We start from the raw sequence: 19,118 nt of genomic DNA on the forward strand, positions 1-19,118 counted from the left end.
AGCGATGGCCGCACGAGCAACTCGGGATCAACGACTAGCCAGGACTCAGCCAGCTCATCGAAAGCGGACGGACTCCTCGACTGCGGTACCCATCAGACAACACCTCCCATCCCCAGAGCCAAGGCCATCACTGGAAGCTCCTCGCAATCGTCGGACAGGGCCAGCATGTCGGAGATCGCAGCGTCATTGATCGCGTACGACGAATAGACCTGCGCGTTCGTCAAAGCTCCGGCGAGGCAGGCAGTTTGGATCGCGTGGCCGACCTCGATCAGCACCATGCGATACGAGCGGGGGTACCGGTACTTCCAGCTGTGGCGGAACCAGCGAACAGTCATGAAGAGAACTGCTGACGCCGTCTCGATGCCTGGCTTCTGGAAACATGCGTCGTTCATGGGATCAAGTGCGGAGGCGCCGTTGACAGGAACCAGAACATGCGAGCCGGGGCTGTAGTGATAGATCCCCGGTGCGAGCCCGTGGACATCCCTTGCGGCAAGGTAGACCTCGATTGGGTGCCGAGCTCCGCCAGATGGATAGGCCTTGAGGAGGTGCGGCCCGAGGAAGGCATCATTCACCTCATGCAGGACACCGAACGCTGCGACGAGGAGCTGCGCAACGTCGTTCAGCTCGACGCCAGAATGGTTGAAGTAGGCAACCGGCCAGTTGTCCAGGAGCGCCTTCTCGAGCGTCACACCATGACCGGACAGTTCCCGGAGCCCGCTCAGCGGAATCGTTTCCCGTCCCTCGTACTCCTTGTACGGCGACGGCTGCGGACCAATGTTTTGGGCGTCCGCGACGAGTTCATCGATCAAGTCGCGGAATTGCTCGGTGCCGTAGGCCATGAAGCTGTCGCCATGAAAGGACGCGTGGAAGTCGAACGCATCTCGCCAGCCCCAGGCTTCCCAACGTCGGCCCGCCTCGCGGAGCCTAGCAGCATCTGCCCCACTCACCAGGATTTGGGCCGCTATCAAGAGTTCGCACAGCTCGTGCGCACGTGACGGCTCTACTTCAAGTCGATGGGCAACGGATCTCTCCAGGTCGTCCAGCGGCGCAGCCGACACCGACAGCAGCCACGTGAGGATGCCTCCCGAATCGTCGCCATCGATATCGTAGATCTGACGAGTCGCGCCCTGACCCGCCGCGACGGCAAAGCAACCGCCGTCAGTCGATCGTCTTTCGGCGCGAAAAAGAGGTGAGAGCTCAAACGTATCTGCTGTGGCCCCCTCTGCCGCGACTTCCGCTGGGGCGAGGGTATCTGCTCGGGTCATGGTGCTTGCACCCTCCAAGCGCAGCACTGGCTAACTCACATCAGAGATCGCAGGCGGCGGCCTTTCGCGACGCTGCGACATTTGATGGCCCCAAGGGCCGGCCCGTGATGACTGGCCCTTGGTGACCGGACCGTCGATGCAACGGCGATTGCTCGCTACTTGCTGTGCCCCAGCGTTTGAACAGGCTTGGGGTCGCTCTGGTAGGAGCGTGTCAACGTGAACTGGCCACTAGGCGTCTCGAAAGTCGCCTGATAGGAGCGCTTACGGTCCTCTTCAGTCGTGAGCTTGTCTCTCTTTGTGAGACGAACGCTTGACATAATCTTCTCCTTCCTGTACTGAGCCGTCAACCACGAGACCGTAAGCACAACCTCACCGACTGTCAAGCGGCTTCGAGTGACGAACTTTTGGACCAGACGCGAAATTTGATCGGTTATCGAACGGCGCCTCTCAGTCTGCCCAGGGTCCGGTCGATCTGACGGCCGACTGAACGGCGCCGCGTCGACTCCCTCGAGAGCCTTTCAGAGAACCCTTGCCACTTGCGTATGTGCTTGCGATCCTCGGGGATTGCTGTTTGGCGGCCGCTGCTGCCGCCAACCTGCTGCCCTCGACCCAGGCTGAGGCAGACTTCGCTCCCGGCCGGCAGCATGTTCGGAGCGAGCTATGGCTAATACCGCACCCCGATCGGTCACCATCCCCGTTCCACCGGCTGGGGCGCGGCGCGGTTTGATCTGATCGCGCAATTCGAGCCGTACCGCAACAACAGCTGGCTCGCGCCGCGTCCACTGCTGATGATCGCCGGCACCAAGGCCGATACCCGCGGCAGACTACGATGACACGGCGCACCGAACACCTCCCGCGGGCTGCTGCTCTCCGAGGTACGCGACGTGCACGCCAAGGGCGAGCCGATCAGGTTCGGCCAGGCCGCTCAGCGATTGCACCGCCCTGTCGCTGCCGTCCGCGAGATGGTTGCCGAGGGCAAGCTGCCCCTCGTGGCCCGGTTCAAAACGCTTGGTCTACCCCTCCGACGTACGGGCGCTCGCCGCCGCCCTCCCTGCTCGCCCACAGAGTCCGCGGCCGCGGACCGGGCCGGCGGGGTACATCAACACCAGATCGGCCGCGAATCGCCTCGGCCTGAGTCCTCCCGCACTCGTCAGCTCGCCGCTGCGGCCGGCTCCCTGCCACCCGCGACGACCTGGGTCATTGGTGGTTCGATCCCGTCCACATCGACATGGTGAACCGAGCCCGCCAGGCTCAGGCCCTGGTCAAGTCGTGGCACGGCGATGGGCCTCCGACGCTGCCTGCTGACCTCGACCACAGGTCCGTTCCGCCACGCTCGCATTGGGCCACCGCGGCTGACAATGGCTGAGGTCGACGCAGTCGACCCTTCGGAGTGACCGATGCCGGATCCAGCCAGTGCGGCCGCCTGGTCGACCATGGTGACAGTCGCCTTCGGGTTGTCGGTCATCGGGACGCTGGCCACCAAACTCCTCGATCGCAGCGGGGCGCGCACGGACACGATCCGGGCTGGCTACGCCGACGCGGCGAAGGCCTTGAACGCCTGGGGCAGGTTCCGCTTCGGGTGCGGCGGAGGGTGAACGACGAGCCGCAGACCTTGGAGCGACTCGAGGCGCTCGGTGCCGAGATCCAGGAGGCTCTCGCCTACGCCACCGATTGGGTCGGTGCCGAGAGCACCGAGCTCGGCCGGATCTACAACCGGCTCGTTCGAGCTTCTGCGAACCGAGGTGACCATCCACGCCCGGGAGGCCTGGGCCAGCCCGCCGGCCACAGCGCCGGCCGCGATGAACATCGGCCGCGAAGGGACCTACGACGAGGAACCAGTTCGTACGTCGGGGATCGTGCCGGCCGAGTGGCTGGTCGTGCAACTGTTCTCCACCACGATTCAGTACCGGGTCGGGTGGCGCCGCTACATCTGGATCCGGCCCCTGCTGCGCCGCCGCCTCGCCCAGCTGCGGATCATCACCCAGGCCGAGGAAGCCTTCACCTACCGGTCAGCTCGCCTGCTCGCGCGGCAGCTGCGAGCAGCAGCAGGTTGACCGGCAGAAGCGAGCATGCGCCACTCGTTCGAGGTCAGAGGTTGTGTGCGTGGCGCAGCCAACGACCGTCAGCGTTACGCCAGCCGTGGCTGGCCAGCCAGGTATTCGGGTAACCAACAGTCGACGAGTTCCTGAGTCTCCGGAGCTGGCTGCCGGCCTCTTCTCCTGCCTGGACCTGCCGTTGTTGGCCGAGAACTCCCGAAGCTGTCCCCAGCCGCAAGGTAGGCCGCTCTGGGGTCTCTACCGGGGCGTCAGTGTGCCGCGTGGTATGCGTCCTGGATATGGCCGGGAACGCGGCCACGGTCGGCGACCTCGTATCCGTTCTCGCGTGCCCAGGCTTTGATCTGGCGAGCATCCGGATCTGTAGCCCGTCGCCGGCGGGCAGCACGTGGGGACTTCACTGGCCGCGCCGCGGCGACGTACGCCATGAGCGTCTTGCGTAGTGCGGCCGCGTTCTTTGCTCGCAGGTCAATCTCGTACGACGTCCCGTCGAGCGCGAAGGGGACAGTTTCGCCTTTGCCTGTGGGGATCTCCTTGCCGTCCAGGTCGTCGATGAGCTGGATCTCGGTGCGCTGGACCATTGCAGGTTCTCCTGGTGGTGGGATGCTGCACTCAGAATCGGCTATGCCGAGCGAAGTTGCGATCAGGCGCGGCGAACAAGATCCCTCCACAGTGGGGGAGCGGATGGCGCAACGTTCTTCGACCAACTGTTGAGGCCCGGAACTTCCTGCATGGCGACACGCGCCCGGCGCGAACTGTCGCCAGCGGCGGCTACTGTCCCAGCTGACCAGCTATTGGGAGGGGACAGCGCATGACGGTACGTGAAGACGTGGTGGTGGGGCCGGAGGTCCGGGAGCGGCTCGGCGAGGCGCTGGGGGACGTGCTGGCGAGTCTGTGGACGATGGACTGCCAGACCTGCAATCGGTCCCTGACTGGCCATCAGCCCGCGCTGAGCGTGGACGACATGATGACCTTCGCGTCGGCCAGCCTGCACCACATCAAAGTGCCGGCCATCGCGCTGGAACGACGACGTACTGGTGCCGATGAGCCCGCACTCGACACTGTCTCACCACACGGCGTGCCTCCTGCTCCCCATCGTGATCGCTGACGCCACTGAGCCCGTGCTGAAACCGTTCCTGCTGGTCAACCCCGGCCTGGAGCAGGTGTTCCTCGACCGGGGCCCGCTGGGCCAGTGGAAGGTCATCCCCAACGGCGGGTTCAGCGACGCCGGGCTGAAGCCGCCGCCGGTCGCAATGGACTCCCCAGTCGCCGGGGTGTCCGCGGTTCTGCACGGGAAGACGCTGAGCGCGGTGTTCGACAATCGGATGCTCGGCCCGTACGACGTCACCCTCAACCAGCAAGCCCGGGACCTGGTCGAGAACGAAGGCGGCGTGATGCTCGCGATCACCCACGCTATCGACCCGCACGATGTCACCCGCGACCACGATCTCGAACCGGTGATGCGCGGCGACCGGACCGTCATGGGCTGGGTCGACCTCGATCACAACCGTGCTGGGCGGCACTGATCGTAGGGAGCAGCAGCTTTCGGGCTGCCCGGGCGGGCGGTGCCGGGGCAGCCTTGGTTCTTCGGTCCGTGTGGGAGGCAGTTTCGTTGTCAGGGGTTGCCGAGGCGCGTCGACCAGAGCTGGGCCTGGCGACCGAGTGCTCCTGTGTTCCAGGATCGTTGGTGCAACCGCCACCATCGAAGCAGCGAGTCTGCGATCTGATTGTTGATGAGCGGCTGACCTTCGGCGATCCATCTGTCGGTGCCGATCATCGCGGCGATGGTTGGGTTGAGAGTGAGGACGTCCTTCTCGAGTTGGTTCCACCGGTCGCTGGGCGACGGTGCGAGGGGGTCGGCTCCCGCGAGGATGTCGAGGTTGTAGAAGCGGCCTTGCTGGGCGTAGTCCGACAGAGCCATCAGTGCGAACGTGGCGATCGGGTCGTCGATAACCTCCTGTCGAAGGGCCGAGATGGCCTTGCGTGCGCTGCCTGCGGTGCTGGGATCGGAGAGCCGATCACCTAGTTCGTTCAAGGTGCGGGCGTGCATTGTGCCGATGCCGTGGCGCAGGCGGTTACGCATCTCGGATTGGGTTGGCCACGCACCGGTCGTCTCCCAGGACAAGAGCCCGATGCTCAGTTTGAGGAGTTTCTCCGCCCCCATCGCGAGGCACGCGAACATGGGCGAGGGCTCGATAGCGCCTATTCGGCGGACCAGGTCGATGCCGTGAGCAAGCAAAGAGGCCGCGGACTCCGCTTCCTGAGCCAGCGGCAGGATCCGGTGTTTGTCGAACTTTCTGTCATCGGTGCTCATCCGGCGCCGTCCGTGTGCTTGCCGCAGTACCAGTCGCCGTCGTGCTGACGCCAGGCGTTCGTGGCGAGCCACTGCACGGCTGGCTGGGGGAGGGGAGAGGGTTCGGGGACGGCCAGGTCGTCGCCGAGCATGACGGTGGTGTCGAACAGCCCGCACATGACGATGCGCGCCCGGTGTGGCTGGCAACGTTCGCAGTGTCTCCGCTCGATGATTCGCCCGGGATCGTCGGGGTCGAGGGTCAGCCAGACGGTGGCGAGATCGTCGCGGTGCAGCTCGAGCTCGCGCGAGTCGGTCGGCCGGTAGTCGCAGGTCGGACATGCTGGCCCTCGGCCAGTCGGTACGGGCTCACTCGCCGGCTGAGCCGGCTGCGGTGCCTCGATGATCGCGGCCGCCTCAGGCTGCTGCTCGGCCTCGAGCGGAAGCGTGGGCTGTTTGGTGAGATCCGGCACGTACTTGTAGATCGTCGACCGACTCACACCGAGCAGCTTGGCGATCGAGGACACGCTGTTCTCGGGCTGGGTGAGCAGGGTGCGGGCGGACTGGATCTGCTCCAGGGTCATCGCCGGTGGCCGGCCGAGCCGCACACCTCTGGCTCGCGCGGCGGCGAGGCCTTCGTTGGTGCCCTCGACGATGAGTTCGCGGATGAACTCGGCCAGGGCGGCGAAGACATGGAAGACGAGCCGGCCGCCGGGGGTGGTGGTGTCGAGTGCTTCGTGCAGGGACTTGAACCCGATGCCGCGGCGGCGCAGTTCGCCGACGATGGAGATCAGGTCCTGCAGGCTGCGGCCGAGACGCCACAGTTCGAGGACGACGATCGTGTCCCCGGGCCGCAGGTAGTCCAGGCACTTGGCGAGCTCGGGCCGGTCGATGTTCTTGCCGCTGAGCTTCTCCTCGAAGATCCGGTGGCACCCGGCCGCGGTGAGGGCGTCGACCTGGCGGTGGAGCTTCTGGTCGCGGGTCGAGACCCGGGCGTACCCGATCAGCGCGCCTCCGCCGCCGATCGGGTCGATCGGATCACCGTCGAGCTCCAGCTGGGCGAGGTCCGCGACGGTCGTCATGCCCTGGACTGTACGAGAAAGGGCCTAGGGCAAGTTGTTCGACACTCCGACTTCTCGACACGTTTTCGCGACACCGACTCGGCATCTGTGCACGCCGATTGTCGATGTTTGAAGTCGGCTGCACGGCTGTTCGAACTCGTCTGCACTGAGGTGTCCGGGTGCCGTTTCGGCGGCGGTGGGTTTGGTGGCTGAAGTAGTTGAGCAACTGCGTCCGCGACATCGGCCGACGCGGACAGATGCTGGAGTTGCTTGAAGCTGTGGCATGTGATCCAGCCGCGCGGTTCGAGAATCGGGCCCAGCGCCAGCCCGGGGCCGCCGAGGTGTCGACTCGTCGATCAGCCATCAACACCTGATTTGGGGCAGTGTCGGATCGGAGTCGATGTGTTCGTAGTAGGGGTGAAGGGCCGCCGCCGACGGCGCCCACTGAACCCGAGGAGACCATCATGAGCGCCACCTTTACCGGCTCTTCACGACCGAGGGTGTAGTGGGGGCCTGAAGCCGCCGGCCTCAAGGAGGGACCTGGCGACGTAGTTGGTCAGGTTGCGGAACCCGAGTGCGGAGCCGCGTAGGTGCTCGAGTCGGCCGTTGATGGCCTCGGTGGGCCCGTTGCTGGTGCCGGGGCGGTCGAAGTAGGCCAGAAGATCGTCCTCGCGCTTCTTCAGGGTGCGGCCCAGCGTGATGATCTCGGTGAGTGTCTTCGGCACTCCGTGGCTGACCGACTCGATGAGGTTGACCATCAGCTCACGTCCGCGCCGCCGGTCCTGTTCGCGGTAGGCGGCGATCATCCGCTGGTAGATCCCCCAGGTCGCTTCGACCTCGACGTGCTGCTCGTCGGCGAACAATGCGGTGAGCCGATCGGTCTGCTTGCCGGTGAGCAGGTCGGCGCCGGTGTGCAGGGTCCGTCGTGCTCGGTAGAGCGGGTCCTCCTTGCGGCCGCGGTTGCCGTGGATGGCCTGCTGGACCCGGCGTCGGCAGCGGTGGAGTGCGTCGCCTGCGAGGCGGACGACGTGGAAGGGGTCCATCACCGCGACCGCGTCGGGCAGCTCTTCGCTGGCGGCGGTCTTGAAGCCGGTGAAGCCGTCCATCGCGACCACCTCGACCCGCTCGCGCCAGGCCTCTGGCCGCTCGGCGAGCCAGGTCTTGAACGCCTGCTTGGAACGGCCCTGGATCATGTCGAGCAGGCGGGCTGTGCCGGTGCCCTCACGAATCGCGGTGAGGTCGATGATCACGGTGACGTACTTGTCGCCGCGCCGGGTGTGGCGCCACAGGTGCTCGTCGACCCCGATTACCCTCACCCTGTCGAGGCGGGTGGTGTCGTTGATCAGGACCCGCTTGCCCTCGGCGAGGACGGCGTCGTTGGCGGTGTTCCACGCGACGTCGAGTCCCTCGGCGACCCGGGCGACGGTCAGGTGTTGGCACACGATCGCCTCCAGTGCCCAGCGCAGACCGCGGCGCGACAACTTGGCACGCGGCTCGGCCGCGAGGCTGGTGTCTTGGCGCCACACATGCCCGCAGCCGGTGCACCGGTAGCGGCGGACCGTGACCACGAGCATGGTCGGTCGCCAACCGAGCGGCTCGTGCGCGAGCCGCCGGGTCACGGTGTCGCGGGCCCGGCCCTCGCAGCCGCAGCGACGGCACCACTGGTCAGGCTCCACCACGCGGCACGCGAGCACCGCGCGATCGGGCTCGAGTCGCTGGCCGGTGACCTCGAGGCCGAGCTCGTCAAGGCGAGCGAACTTGTTCAGGTCGGGACAGGTGAAGCCGGCAGGAGAGGTGGCGTCGTACACGTCGAGGTCTTTCGGGTGGCTGGCGTAGGAACCGCCATCATCGGGAGACCTCGACGTCTATCCCGGCACACTTGACACTTCCTCCCGTCGCCGGTCATCGCTGGCTGTGGTGGGGATTGCGTTGTCGATGAGGACGGCGGCGATGGCGGCGGCAGTAGGGAAGGCGTCATCGTTGAGGACGCGGGTGCGGGCCGCGGCGCCATCGAGGAGCAGTGCGAGTTGCTCGCCGAGCTGTTCAGGGTCGGTGGCGCCGGCTTCGCGGGCGGCTGTGGCGAGCCGCGCGGCGACGGCCTTCTTGTAGTCGCATGCGTACTCGGATGCGGGGTGCTTGGGGTCGTGGAGTTCGACGGCAGTGGCGATGTAGGGGCACAGCGGCGTGGTGGGCGGGATGTCGAAGGCGGAGAGGAGCTTCTCGCGCGGCGTGAGGTCGGTGCGGTCGAACACGTGGGACAGAACGGAGGGGTCGAACTGGCGCAGGCACTCGGTGACGAGTTCGTCCTTGCCGGTGAAGTGCTGGTAGGCCGTGCGCTTGGAGACCTCGGCCGCTGCGCAGAGCTGGTCCATGCCGGTGCGGTTGATCCCCTGCTCGCGGAACAGTTGCTGGGACGCGCTGAGGAGGCGCTCGCGGGCGCCTCGGCCGCGGCGGCGGCCCTTGGGGCCCTTCTCCAACTCCGTCATGGGTCCATAGTACCCGGGATTGGTAACGACCGGTGTACATAGTCTGGTAGCGTAAGCACACAGAGCGGTTTACATAACACCGTAACGTCCAGGTGCGCACGGCACCACCAACCCAAGAGGAGCAACATGGGAAAGCTTGACGGCAAGGTCGCGGTCATCACCGGCGGCACGACCGGCTTGGCGCTGGCTGGCGCGAAGCGGTTCGTCGACGAGGGAGCGTACGTCTTCATCACCGGCCGTCGGCAGGACGCCCTGGACGAGGCCGTGAAGCAGATCGGCCGCAACGTCACCGGCGTCCAGGGCGACGCCGCTAACCTGGACGACCTGGATCGCCTGGTCGACACGGTCAAGCGGGAGAAGGGCAGCATCGACGTGCTGTGGGCCAGCGCCGGCGGGGGCGAGCCCGCCCTGCTCGGCGAGATCACCGAGGCCCAGTTCGACACATGGTTCGGGCTCAACGCCCGCGGCACCCTGTTCACCGTCCAGAAGGCCCTCCCACTCTTCAACGACGGCGGCTCCATCCTCATGACCGGCTCCAACGCCTCCCTCGGCGCCTTCCCCGGCTGGAGCGTCTACGCCGGCAGCAAGGCCGTCCAGCAGGCCTGGGCCCGCGTCTGGCTCAACGAGCTCAAGGACCGCCGCATCCGCGTCAACGTCCTCACTCCCGGCCAGGTCGCCACGCCGATGATGGAGGAGGTGATGGACGCGGAGGCGAAGGCGCAGTTCGAGTCCCTCATCCCCCGTGGCCAGATGGGCCGCCCCGAGGAGATCGCCGTCGCCGCTCTCTTCCTCGCCTCCGACGACTCCAGCTACGTCAACGGCATGGAACTCGTCGCCGACGGCGGCACCACCGCCCTCTGAACCGACCAACCAACGACTAGGGCAGGACGTCTCATGAGCAACATCAGCATCATTGGCGCCGGGAACATGGCCGGCACCATCGGCGCGCGGGCGGTAGCGGGCGGCAACACCGTCGAGGTCATGGGCCGCGATCAGTCCAAGGCCGACGCCCTCGCCAAGACGCTCGGCGGCCGCACCACGACGGGAGAATGGGGCACCGCCCCGGCCGGGGACATTGTGATCCTGGCTCTGCTTTACGACGTGTCGTGCCGGTCGTTGCCCAGTACGGAGACGCTCTCGCGGGCAAGGTTATTGTCGACATCAGCAATCCCTTCAATTCCACGTTCGACGGGCTAGCTCACCGCGAGGAGACCTCGATCGCGCAGGAAGTCGCCAAGGCGGCCCCGGCCAGCGCCAGCGTGGTGAAGGCGTTCAACACCGTCTTCCGTCATGTCCTGGAGAAGGGCCGGCCCAACGTCTTCCTCGCTGGCGATAATCCGCAGGCCAAGGCAAATGTGGAGGGGTTCATCGAGAGCCTCGGGCTGCGCCCGCTGGACGTTGGCGGCCTGAAAATGGCGCACTGGCTGGAAGGAGCGGGCGTGGTCACGGTGGGCCTCGCCAACCACGGGGTGGGGAACTTGGACTTCGCCCTCAGCATCACCGAACTTCCCGTCTGAGCAAACGGTTGACGGATCACCGAAAGGACCAGGGCCTCCACGGAACCCGGGGCGATTCATAAAGTTGTACACGTCGAGGTCTTTCGGGTGGCTGGCGTAGGAACCGGCATCATCGGCAGACCTCGACGTCTATCCCGGCACCGCCGCGCCGACCCGCGCTACACCCTCAACTGCGAAGAGCCCCTTTACCTTCGACATTTTTTCCAGCTTTGACGGCTACGGCTCCCCCAGCGGCACGTATGGTGGCTACTGGGGGAAGCAGGGCCCGGAGTTCCTTGATCACCGCTTCGCCCAGTACGGCGAGGAGCAGCGGCTGGTCCTCGGCGCCAACACCTATCGGCTGTTCGCGTCGATGCTGGCCTCGAGCCCCGACGGGGGCCGAGGTGCATGACCCGTGGGTCACCCGGATGAGGAACCTGCCGACGACGGTGGTGTCGAACACGCTGCAAGGACCGCTCGACTGGCCGGATGCGACCGTTCTGAGCGGCAACCCCGTCGAGGCCGTCGCCCCGGCTCAAAGAGGAGTCGGACCTGCCGCTGCGCTCGCACGGCAGCCTGACGCTGAACCGGGCGCTGCTGGCCGCCGGCCTGATCGATCGCGTCCAGGTGACGATCTTCCCGGTGATCAACAGCCGAAGCCAAAGCGGAAAGGACCGGATCTTCGAGGACACGGCCGACTTCGACCTGGAGCTGATCGAGAGCCACACACTCGACGGCCACACCCAACAGCTCATCTACCGCCCCACCCCTGCACACCTGAGTTCTGCTACCGGGCGGGCCGGCCACCCCGCTCGATGGACCCCTGATCGAGCAGCTGCGCACCGCTCACTTGGTTGCGCTGCGCGTATCGACCTGGCCGGCCGTACTGCCGGATCGATCCGGCCTGCCGGCCGCCGGCGGTCGCGGTGCTCTACCTCAGCACCCCCACACGGCCTGGATGTGCCGTGCGGGGCTGCTGTGGGCATGGTGGTTGTTCAATTGCAGGGTGGCCAGGAGTAGGTGTAGGGCCAGGGCTGTGATCAGCAGGCTGGACAGTAGGGCTGTCAGTAGGCGGGCGGTGGGTGTGGTCAGTAGGCGGCCTAGAAGGGCGCCACCGGTGGCCAGGGCCAGTTGCCAGGAGGCTGAAGCTGCGAAGGCGGCCAGGACGAAGGCTGACTGTTTAATGAGGTTGGGGTTGTGGCGTCTTGGCTGCCCAGGACCAAGGCGGTGAAGTAGATGACGGTGGTGGGGTTGAGCATTGTCATGGCGAGCAGGCGAAGTACGCGCGGCATGGGTTTGGTGGACTGGTGGTTGAGGCTTCCCGTGAGTGGAGTCGGCGGTGTTGGGTGGTGGCGCCGCGGGTGGCGAGGGCGAGTAGCACCAGGACCGATGCCCACTTCAGGGGGACTGTGATCGGTTCGATGAGTGGGGCAAGGGCTGACCGCCGGCCGTGGCGATGAGGGCGTAGAGGCCGTCTGCGGTTGCGACGCCGAGGGCGGCGAATGGCCCTCGGCGTGTACGTCGAGGATCTCGACCTCACCCCGGGCAACGAGCACGTCCTGGTCCACGGCAAGGGCGGCCAGATCCGGATCCTGCTCCTGGACGACCAGAAGCTGGTCAACCTGCAGCGCCGGTTCCTCCGCGAGACCGGCTGGACGGGTCCGGCCAAAGGGGAACCTCAGGAGTTGGGCCGGTAGCTACCAGCAACCGCCTTCATGACGGTTAGCATGGCGATCTCGCTGGGAGCGTTGACCCGGTCACGGCGTCGTGCGACGAGGATTCGCCGTGGTGGCGCTGTGCTGCCGAGCGAGATCACGCGTACGTCGGGGTGCCGGTTCGCGACCGCGGTCCGGGGCGCGAGAGCGATGCCGAGGCCCACACTCACCATCGCCTGTGCTTCTTGGTAATCGTTGGCGTGGAACGCGATCCTGGGCTTGAACCCAGCCTGGCGACAGCTTCGCTCGAGTACTTCGGCGACGGGGTGGTCCGTTTCCCGGACGATCCACTCCTCGTCGGCGAGTTCGGACATCTTGATGTGCTTGCGGCGGGCCAGTCGATGGTCGGATGCGACAACCAGGGCCGTGGGGTCATCCAGCAGGTGTGTGAGTGCGAAGTCGTCGGGCGAGACACGGCTCCATTCGTAGTCCCACAGCAGGGACAGGCCGATCTCGCCGTTGGCGAGCATCTCGGTCAGCCGATCCAGACGCGCACTGTGCACGGCGAGTTTCAGCTGTGGGTGGTTTTCCTTGAAACGCCGGACCACCAGCGGCAGGAACGAGCTTCCGACCGTCGGAAAGGTACCGATGTCCAGCTGCCCGCGATGTAGGCCTGCCACCTCGGCAAGGTCTGCCTCGGCGGCTGACAACTGAGCCTGTATCCGTCGAGCATGAGCGGCCAGTACGGAGCCCGCCTCGGTGGCCCGAACACCGCGCGGCAGCCGCTGCAGCAGCGGCTGCCCGACCTCGATCTCTAGCCTCCGCAGCTGCTGCGATATCGCGGACGGGGTGTAGTTGAGCTCCTCGGCGGCAGCAGTCATCGATCCCGTATCCAGCACCTTCGCGAGCAGGGCCAAGCGTCGTACGTCGAGCATGACTCCTCCGAGAGCCTTAAGTATCACTAAATGGGTATGCAGATTCTAGTGATGGTGCTTCAGGCTGCCCTCGCCGCATGATCGTCGGCACGAGACAGCTGAGGAGGCGAGCCGTGCCGGAGGTTGTGGCCACGTGGATGCGTGGCGGAACGAGCAAGTGTTGGGTCTTCGAGCGAGACAGTCTCGACGTGGACGGCCGCAGCCTTGACGAGGTCTTGCTGCGGTTGTTCGGTAGCCCGGACCCACGGCAGATCGACGGTGTCGGGGGCGGGACATCGACGACCAGCAAAGCAGTCATCCTCAGTCGTTCGACTGACGACGCAGCGGACGTCGATTACACCTTCGCCCAAGTCGGAATCGAGCAGGCAGTCGTGGACTGGGGCAGCAACTGCGGCAACTGCTCCGCGGTCGTCGGTCCGTACGCCGTACGCCGTGGCTGGGTGACGGTAGGCGACGAAGTGAGCACGGTGCGCGTGCGGAACACCAACACGGACCAACTCATCGTGCAGCAAGTGCCGACCTCCGGTGGGTCGCTTGACGAGATCGCGACGGATTGGATCGCTGGAGTGCCGTTTCCCGGTACCGGCATCAAGATGTGGTTCGTGGATCCTGCCGGACGCACGACCGGGCGACTGTTTCCGACGGGGCAACACGCCGATCCGCTGCAGGTTGGACCAGACAGTTACCAGGCGACGATGGTCGATGCCGGCGCGCCGGTCGTGATCGTGCCTGCGACCGCCTTCGGGTTGACCGGCCACGAGAGCCCTGCCGACATCGATGCGCGGCCGGCCCTGTTGAGCAAGATCGAGGATGTCCGACGCGCGGCCGCGGTCGCCATGGGCATGGCCGCTACGCCGGCCGCAGCCGCTCGAGCTGTGCCGAAGCTGGCCCTGGTGGCGCCTCCCGCGGATGGGCGAGCCCAGCTTGTGGTTCGGATGCTGTCGATGGGACGCGTGCATCCCGCACTGGCGATCACCGGCAGTGTTGGGCTGACCCTCGCTGCGCGCACGGTCGGCACAGTGATCCACGACCTGGCCGGTGACCTCCCAACCGACCGTTTCGACCTGAGCACGCCTGCGGGTGTCGTCAGCACCTGGACCGGTCAGCACGACGGGCACCTCGCGGTGGCGGTGACACGGACGGCCCGGCGGCTGGCCGAAGCCACCTTGGTCCTTCCCGGCGACGAGTTGCCGGGGCCGACTCTGGTGACCGCCGGCACCCAACTGCACGATGAGGAGGTGACGTGCCGATGAGCAATGTAGTCGAAAGCCCCGTGACCGAGACGGCTGCGGAGCCTGGGGCTCCACGCCGATCGGCAGCGATCGCCGTGATGGCAGTGTTCCTGGCTCTGGCCGTCGCGGCGGCCCTGGTCGGCAGCGACCAGTTCAACCGGAAGCCGTCAACAACCGACGGTGATTTCACCGGCGAGACGGTGGAAGTGATGATTCCGCTGGCGGCCGGCGGCGGGACTGACACCTGGGCCCGCTTCGTGGGTCAGGAGATGATGCGCGCCGTGCCTGGTCAGCCCGGCTTCGCGCCGGTCAACGACGAGGGCGGCGAAGGGATCATCGGCACCAACAGGTTCGCGAGATCGGCGCCCAAGGATGGCACCGAGGTGCTCGTCAGCACCGCGACCACCGTCGTTCCTTGGGTCCTGCGACGGACTGAGGTGAAGTACGACTTCAACTCCCTGGTCCCACTCGTTGCCAACGGCACCGGTGGCGCGGTCTACGCCCGCTCCGCAGCCGGCGTACGGGGAGTCCGGGACCTGATCAACAGGGATCACCCGCTCACCTTCGGTGGGATCAGCGCTACCGGCCTGGATCTGACGACCTTGGTCGCCTTCGACCTCCTGGGCGTCAGGGTGAAGGCGGTGTTCGGCTTCGAGGGCCGCGGACCGGTCAACCTGGCCCTCCAGCGCGGCGAGGTGGATTTGGACTACCAGACCACGTCAGCCTGGCCGTCCGCGGTCAAGTCGATCATTCAGGATGGTACGGCGGTGCCCCTGATGTCGTTCGGGCAACTGGACGCGAACGGCGAGGTGGTGCGGGATCCCAACTTCCCCAAGCTGCCGACAGTCCCGGAGGTCTACCGGCAACTGCGGGGCTCAGCACCCACGGGCCCGGCGTTTGAGGCGTACAAGACGCTACTGGGGCTGACCTACACCTACCAGAAGGCGATGTGGGTCCCGGCCGATACTCCGGTCGAGGCCGTCCACACACTACGGGCCGCCGCAGCGGAAGTAGGACAGGATCCCGGCTTCCGCAAGAAGGCCGACAAGGTGCTCGGCGGTTACCCGCTCGAAGCCGACGAGGCGTTGGCCGACCGGGTCCGCAACGCCTACACCGTGGACGAGAGCGTCCGCGGCTACATCCTCGACCTGCTCAGAACCCAGTACAACGTGAAGCTGGGCTGAAAGAAGGAGCATTCCCATGGGCGAAGCTGCCTTGTCGGCCCTGGCATCGCTGACCGATCCGTCTCTGCTCGTCATGTTGCTCGTGGGTGTTGTGGCCGGCCTGGTGATCGGCCTCATCCCCGGACTTGGTGGTACTGGGGCGGTCGCCGTGCTCATGCCACTCACCTTCGGCATGGACGCACCTCAAGCGTTGGCCCTGCTGATCGGTGCTCTCGCGGTCGTTCACACCTCCGACACTGTCGCCGCCGTACTGCTGGGGGCTCCAGGATCAGCATCGGCCAGTGTCACCATGCTGGACGGCTATGCGATGGCGAAGAAGGGACAAGCCGGCCGAGCCCTGACGCTGGCCTTCCTGTCGTCGATGGCTGGCGGGCTGCTCGGGGCTGTCGGTCTCACGCTCGCGATTCCGCTGGCGCGGCCATTGGTGCTGTCCTTCGGGAGTCCTGAACTGTTCATGCTGACCGTGCTCGGCGTCGCACTGGCCGCCGTGCTGTCGCGTGGCAACGTAGCGAAGGGATTGACTGCCGGACTGCTTGGACTCCTGCTGGGCATGGTCGGCACCTCGCCGACGACGGCGGAGTACCGGTTCACCTTCGGCAGCCTCTTCCTCGGCGACGGGCTGTCGCTTGTCGCGGTCGCCCTCGGCGTCTTCGGGCTGGCTGAGATCGCGTCACGGGTTGGGCAGCGCGGGAAACCCGAGCAGATCGTCAAGGTCGGCGGCGGCTGGCTGGACGGCGTACGGGAGTGGCTGTCGCATTGGACCCATGTACTGCGAGGTGCGCTCATCGGTATCTGGGCAGGGGTGCTGCCAGGTATCGGGGCAACCGCCGGCACGTGGCTCGCCTACGGCCAGGCCGTGGCGACCGCCAAGGACAAGAAGGAGTTCGGCAAAGGTGATCCTCGGGGCATCGTCGGCCCAGAGAGCGCCAACAACTCGGTCGAGGCGGGTGACCTCATCCCGACACTTCTGTTCGGCATTCCGGGCGGCGTGCCGGCGGCGATGCTGATGGGCATGCTGCTGACATACGGCGTGCAGCCAGGACCGTCGATTGTGACCGACCATCTGGATCTGCTGTACCTGATCGTCTGGTCGTTCGCCATCGCGAGCGTGCTGGGCGCCCTGCTCTGCTTCCTGAGCACTCGTGGTCTGGCCCGGATCTCCCTGGTTCCCTTCGCTGTGCTCGGTCCTGGCCTCGTCGTGGTCATGCTGCTCGGAGCGTTCCAGGAGGGCGGTCAACTGGGTGACCTGTGGGTGATGCTGGCGCTTGGCGTTTTCGGCTGGCTGCTGAAGTCGACCGGGTTCCCGCGAGCTCCGTTCCTGATCGGCTTCGTCCTCGCGGTCCCGCTGGAGCGCTACTACTTCCTGACCGACACCCTCAACGACGGCTTCGGGTGGCTCCTCAGGCCATGGGTCCTGGTCTTCCTTGCCGTGCTGCTGGCGCCCGCCGTGCTGCGTCTCGTGCGCGCCGTCCGCGCGCGACGCAACCTGGACCACGACGACGAGGATCGTCAGCCGCCGGCCGAGGAGGAAGGCGAACTCGCGGACTCGACGTGGTCGCTGTTCACCGCGTTCGGCGCGCTGGCGGTGTTCGCGATCGGCTTCCTCACCGCTGGTTCGTTCTCCGCAGAGGCGCGCCTGGTGCCACGCCTCATCTGCACACTCGGCCTGTTGGTCGGTGCCTACCTGGTCTGGCGGGAGCTGCGCCGTCGAACACGCCGGCCAGCCAGGCAGCCCGCGGAGGAAGTGCCCAAACTTGCTCCCGACGTCAAGGTCGCGGCGAGAACCTTCGCCTGGATGGCCACCTTCCTCCTGCTGGTGACACTCGGCGGCTACGTCGCGGCGCTTCTGCTGTTCGTTCCGGCCTTTCTGCTGTACGTCGCCCGCGCGCGTATACGTGTCGTAGTGGTCTACACGCTGGTGACCGCGGCATTGGTGGCGGTGCTGCCGTTACTCCTGCCAGTCCACCTGCCGACCGGCATCCTGCCGTCGTTCTGAGACGAGGAACATCCATGACAGTGGTTATCGGATACTTCGGCGGCCCGGAGGGCAAAGCCGCGCTCCACCACGGCGCAATGGAAGCGCAGAATCACGGCCAGCGCCTCGTGGTGGTAGATGCCACACCCACGACTGGCTCTGACTCGGACGCCTTGCGGCAACTGGACCACGGTGGCATCGAGTATCAGCTGCACGAGGCGCGGCTGCCCGATCCGGCCGAGAATGTCCTGCAGGCAGCCCAAGAGCACTCGGCTTCGTTGATCGTCATCGGGTTACGCCATCGCAGCCCGGTCGGCAAACTCCTCCTGGGCAGCCATGCCCAGCGAGTCTTGCTCGAGGCCGACGTACCCGTTCTGGCAGTCAAGTCGCCACCATCCGCGACAACTGGCTAGCGCCCCCCGCCGCGGCAGGCAATCAGTCAATCGGAGATCTGGTTGTTCCACATGCGGAAGACGGTGCGACGACGCCATCCTCGTCCACAACACCTGCAACATCCCCCTGTCGAGCCAGGTGACAGGCAAGACGACGCCTTTGACGACGTCCCAAGCAGCAGACCTGGCCAAGACCTCGGGTCCTCGCGGAGCAATCTACGTCGTCAAGGGAGAGCGCGTTTTCCAGCGTGGCGGCTCCTACATTGTCCAGGACACCACAGCCCACAGTGGCGGGGTGTGGAAGATCGCGACGTCGGTCAAGGAGCTGGGCTCCAAGAACACGCGCACGGCGACGACCGACGCGCTTCTCAACGTGATCGGGAGATGACTGTGAACTCTGAAGACGAGTACTGGTCGATCGATTTCCTCGGAGTCGATGAACAGAAGGCATCCGCGATCATTGAGGAGGTGGAGCGGCTCGGGCTGGCGACGTCAGCAATCGCCGCTTGACCCTGATTCGTTCCTTACCCTCCACCTCGACGTCGACACGGTGATGGCTCTCGACGCAGCCCTGGCGACCTCTCAGCCCAGCGACGACATATCGAGGGCCGTTGACTCCATTCGTGAGGCCTTTTCCCACTGGATCTCAACGAGGGACAACCGGCAGTGACCTGCTCCGCTTCGCTGCCCAGTTGCTGGTCGCCTGCCTGGTGAGCTGGGCTACGCTGCTTTCCAGTGCGGCAGGGCGCACCGGTGTTTGGCGTGCCCGGGTGCCACCATCACGTCGGGCTACGCCGCCGATGCGGTCTACCCTCCGCTCGAGCATGTCGAGGTGCACCCGGCCACGCTTGCTCGTGGGGTTGAGGCAGCCGACGGGGATCGCTTGTCGCGTCTGGGCGGCCGCGTCAGCCCGACCGTCTTGGGCTTCACTTCTCGCCACCCGGTGCGACGGCCACAGACATAAGAAGCCGTGTCCGGTTGGGGTACGCCCCAGCACCACACGTGCTGGGGACCGAGGAGCGTCAGGATAGAGTCCTAAGTCGACTTTCTTGACGCATGTCTGCTGAGTTCTTAGAGTCCATCCTGACATTTC

At 66.1% G+C, this 19,118-nt stretch carries 22 protein-coding genes; 15 read left to right on the forward strand and 7 right to left on the reverse strand.

Features of this window, described 5'->3' with window-relative positions:
- Positions 1–92: 92 nt before the first annotated feature.
- Positions 93–1,265 (reverse strand): SagB/ThcOx family dehydrogenase, encoded by a 1,173-nt coding sequence (locus EV643_RS41260; protein ID WP_133805690.1) that lies wholly within the window; start codon positions 1,263–1,265, stop codon positions 93–95.
- A gap of 1,397 nt (positions 1,266–2,662) precedes the next feature.
- Here EV643_RS41260 and EV643_RS41265 point away from each other — a divergent pair.
- Positions 2,663–2,860, forward strand: a complete 198-nt coding sequence (locus tag EV643_RS41265; RefSeq protein ID WP_133805691.1) for a hypothetical protein — start codon at positions 2,663–2,665, stop codon at positions 2,858–2,860.
- A gap of 84 nt (positions 2,861–2,944) precedes the next feature.
- A complete protein-coding gene (locus tag EV643_RS41270) occupies positions 2,945–3,319 on the forward strand; it encodes a hypothetical protein (RefSeq protein ID WP_133805692.1) in 375 nt (124 codons plus the stop codon).
- A gap of 251 nt (positions 3,320–3,570) precedes the next feature.
- Here the strand turns inward: EV643_RS41270 and EV643_RS41275 are convergent, their stop codons facing one another.
- Entirely contained in the window at positions 3,571–3,900 is a 330-nt protein-coding gene (locus tag EV643_RS41275) for a histone-like nucleoid-structuring protein Lsr2 (protein WP_133805693.1), read from the reverse strand.
- Positions 3,901–4,130: 230 nt separating this feature from the next.
- Between EV643_RS41275 and EV643_RS41280 the strand changes: the two genes are divergently transcribed.
- Entirely contained in the window at positions 4,131–4,427 is a 297-nt protein-coding gene (locus EV643_RS41280; RefSeq protein ID WP_133805694.1) for a hypothetical protein, read from the forward strand.
- The gene (locus tag EV643_RS41285) at positions 4,417–4,845 is read left to right on the forward strand and encodes a hypothetical protein (RefSeq protein ID WP_133805695.1); all 429 of its coding nucleotides are present in this window, start codon (positions 4,417–4,419) and stop codon (positions 4,843–4,845) included. The genes EV643_RS41280 and EV643_RS41285 overlap by 11 nt, the downstream gene beginning before the upstream one ends.
- 89 nt (positions 4,846–4,934) lie before the next feature.
- On the opposite strand, the gene EV643_RS41290 is transcribed toward EV643_RS41285, so the two are convergent.
- From EV643_RS41290 to EV643_RS41305, 4 genes are all read right to left on the reverse strand, one after another.
- Complete coding sequence (locus EV643_RS41290; protein ID WP_133805696.1) at positions 4,935–5,633, reverse strand: hypothetical protein; 699 nt, start codon at positions 5,631–5,633, stop codon at positions 4,935–4,937.
- On the reverse strand, positions 5,630–6,691 hold the full coding sequence (locus EV643_RS41295; RefSeq protein WP_133805697.1) for a recombinase family protein: 1,062 nt from the start codon (positions 6,689–6,691) through the stop codon (positions 5,630–5,632). The genes EV643_RS41290 and EV643_RS41295 overlap by 4 nt, the downstream gene beginning before the upstream one ends.
- A 467-nt stretch (positions 6,692–7,158) precedes the next feature.
- On the reverse strand, positions 7,159–8,478 hold the full coding sequence (locus tag EV643_RS41300) for an ISL3 family transposase (RefSeq protein WP_133805698.1): 1,320 nt from the start codon (positions 8,476–8,478) through the stop codon (positions 7,159–7,161).
- Between the two features lie 57 nt (positions 8,479–8,535).
- Positions 8,536–9,156 (reverse strand): TetR/AcrR family transcriptional regulator, encoded by a 621-nt coding sequence (locus tag EV643_RS41305; RefSeq protein WP_133805699.1) that lies wholly within the window; start codon positions 9,154–9,156, stop codon positions 8,536–8,538.
- A gap of 126 nt (positions 9,157–9,282) precedes the next feature.
- Here EV643_RS41305 and EV643_RS41310 point away from each other — a divergent pair, with 126 nt between their 5' ends.
- The 5 genes from EV643_RS41310 to EV643_RS41330 all read left to right on the forward strand — a co-directional run bounded on the left by EV643_RS41310 (position 9,283) and on the right by EV643_RS41330 (position 12,349).
- Positions 9,283–10,017 carry an SDR family NAD(P)-dependent oxidoreductase gene (locus EV643_RS41310; RefSeq protein ID WP_133805700.1) on the forward strand — a complete coding sequence of 245 codons (735 nt, stop codon included), beginning with the start codon at positions 9,283–9,285 and terminating at the stop codon, positions 10,015–10,017.
- Between the two features lie 33 nt (positions 10,018–10,050).
- Positions 10,051–10,353: an NAD(P)-binding domain-containing protein gene (locus EV643_RS46255; RefSeq protein WP_238166163.1), complete on the forward strand. Its 303-nt coding sequence runs from the start codon at positions 10,051–10,053 to the stop codon at positions 10,351–10,353.
- Entirely contained in the window at positions 10,263–10,673 is a 411-nt protein-coding gene (locus EV643_RS41315; protein ID WP_238166164.1) for an NADPH-dependent F420 reductase, read from the forward strand. Before EV643_RS46255 ends, EV643_RS41315 begins: the two co-directional genes overlap by 91 nt.
- 561 nt (positions 10,674–11,234) lie before the next feature.
- The gene (locus tag EV643_RS46260) at positions 11,235–11,672 is read left to right on the forward strand and encodes a dihydrofolate reductase family protein (protein ID WP_238166165.1); all 438 of its coding nucleotides are present in this window, start codon (positions 11,235–11,237) and stop codon (positions 11,670–11,672) included.
- 482 nt (positions 11,673–12,154) lie between these two features.
- The gene (locus EV643_RS41330) at positions 12,155–12,349 is read left to right on the forward strand and encodes a hypothetical protein (RefSeq protein WP_133805701.1); all 195 of its coding nucleotides are present in this window, start codon (positions 12,155–12,157) and stop codon (positions 12,347–12,349) included.
- Here the strand turns inward: EV643_RS41330 and EV643_RS41335 are convergent.
- On the reverse strand, positions 12,331–13,242 hold the full coding sequence (locus tag EV643_RS41335; RefSeq protein ID WP_133805702.1) for a LysR family transcriptional regulator: 912 nt from the start codon (positions 13,240–13,242) through the stop codon (positions 12,331–12,333). The two genes, EV643_RS41330 and EV643_RS41335, sit on opposite strands and share 19 nt — an antisense overlap.
- Before the next feature lie 113 nt (positions 13,243–13,355).
- On the opposite strand from EV643_RS41335, the gene EV643_RS41340 reads away from it, so the two are divergent.
- The 6 genes from EV643_RS41340 (at position 13,356) to EV643_RS46615 (ending at position 18,535) form a co-directional block, all read left to right on the forward strand.
- Positions 13,356–14,495, forward strand: coding sequence for a PrpF domain-containing protein (locus EV643_RS41340; RefSeq protein WP_133805703.1), 1,140 nt, complete (start codon positions 13,356–13,358; stop codon positions 14,493–14,495).
- The gene (locus EV643_RS41345) at positions 14,492–15,658 is read left to right on the forward strand and encodes a Bug family tripartite tricarboxylate transporter substrate binding protein (RefSeq protein ID WP_133805704.1); all 1,167 of its coding nucleotides are present in this window, start codon (positions 14,492–14,494) and stop codon (positions 15,656–15,658) included. Before EV643_RS41340 ends, EV643_RS41345 begins: the two co-directional genes overlap by 4 nt.
- Before the next feature lie 16 nt (positions 15,659–15,674).
- A complete protein-coding gene (locus EV643_RS41350; RefSeq protein ID WP_133805705.1) occupies positions 15,675–17,654 on the forward strand; it encodes a tripartite tricarboxylate transporter permease in 1,980 nt (659 codons plus the stop codon).
- Between the two features lie 14 nt (positions 17,655–17,668).
- Entirely contained in the window at positions 17,669–18,046 is a 378-nt protein-coding gene (locus EV643_RS41355) for a universal stress protein (RefSeq protein WP_133805706.1), read from the forward strand.
- 118 nt (positions 18,047–18,164) lie between these two features.
- Positions 18,165–18,413 carry a toxin C-terminal domain-containing protein gene (locus tag EV643_RS45235; protein ID WP_202870020.1) on the forward strand — a complete coding sequence of 83 codons (249 nt, stop codon included), beginning with the start codon at positions 18,165–18,167 and terminating at the stop codon, positions 18,411–18,413.
- Complete coding sequence (locus EV643_RS46615) at positions 18,410–18,535, forward strand: hypothetical protein (protein ID WP_255513095.1); 126 nt, start codon at positions 18,410–18,412, stop codon at positions 18,533–18,535. Before EV643_RS45235 ends, EV643_RS46615 begins: the two co-directional genes overlap by 4 nt.
- Positions 18,536–19,118: the final 583 nt, after the last annotated feature.

This window comes from Kribbella caucasensis, assembly GCF_004361855.1.
Classification (GTDB): Bacteria; Actinomycetota; Actinomycetes; order Propionibacteriales; family Kribbellaceae; genus Kribbella; species Kribbella caucasensis.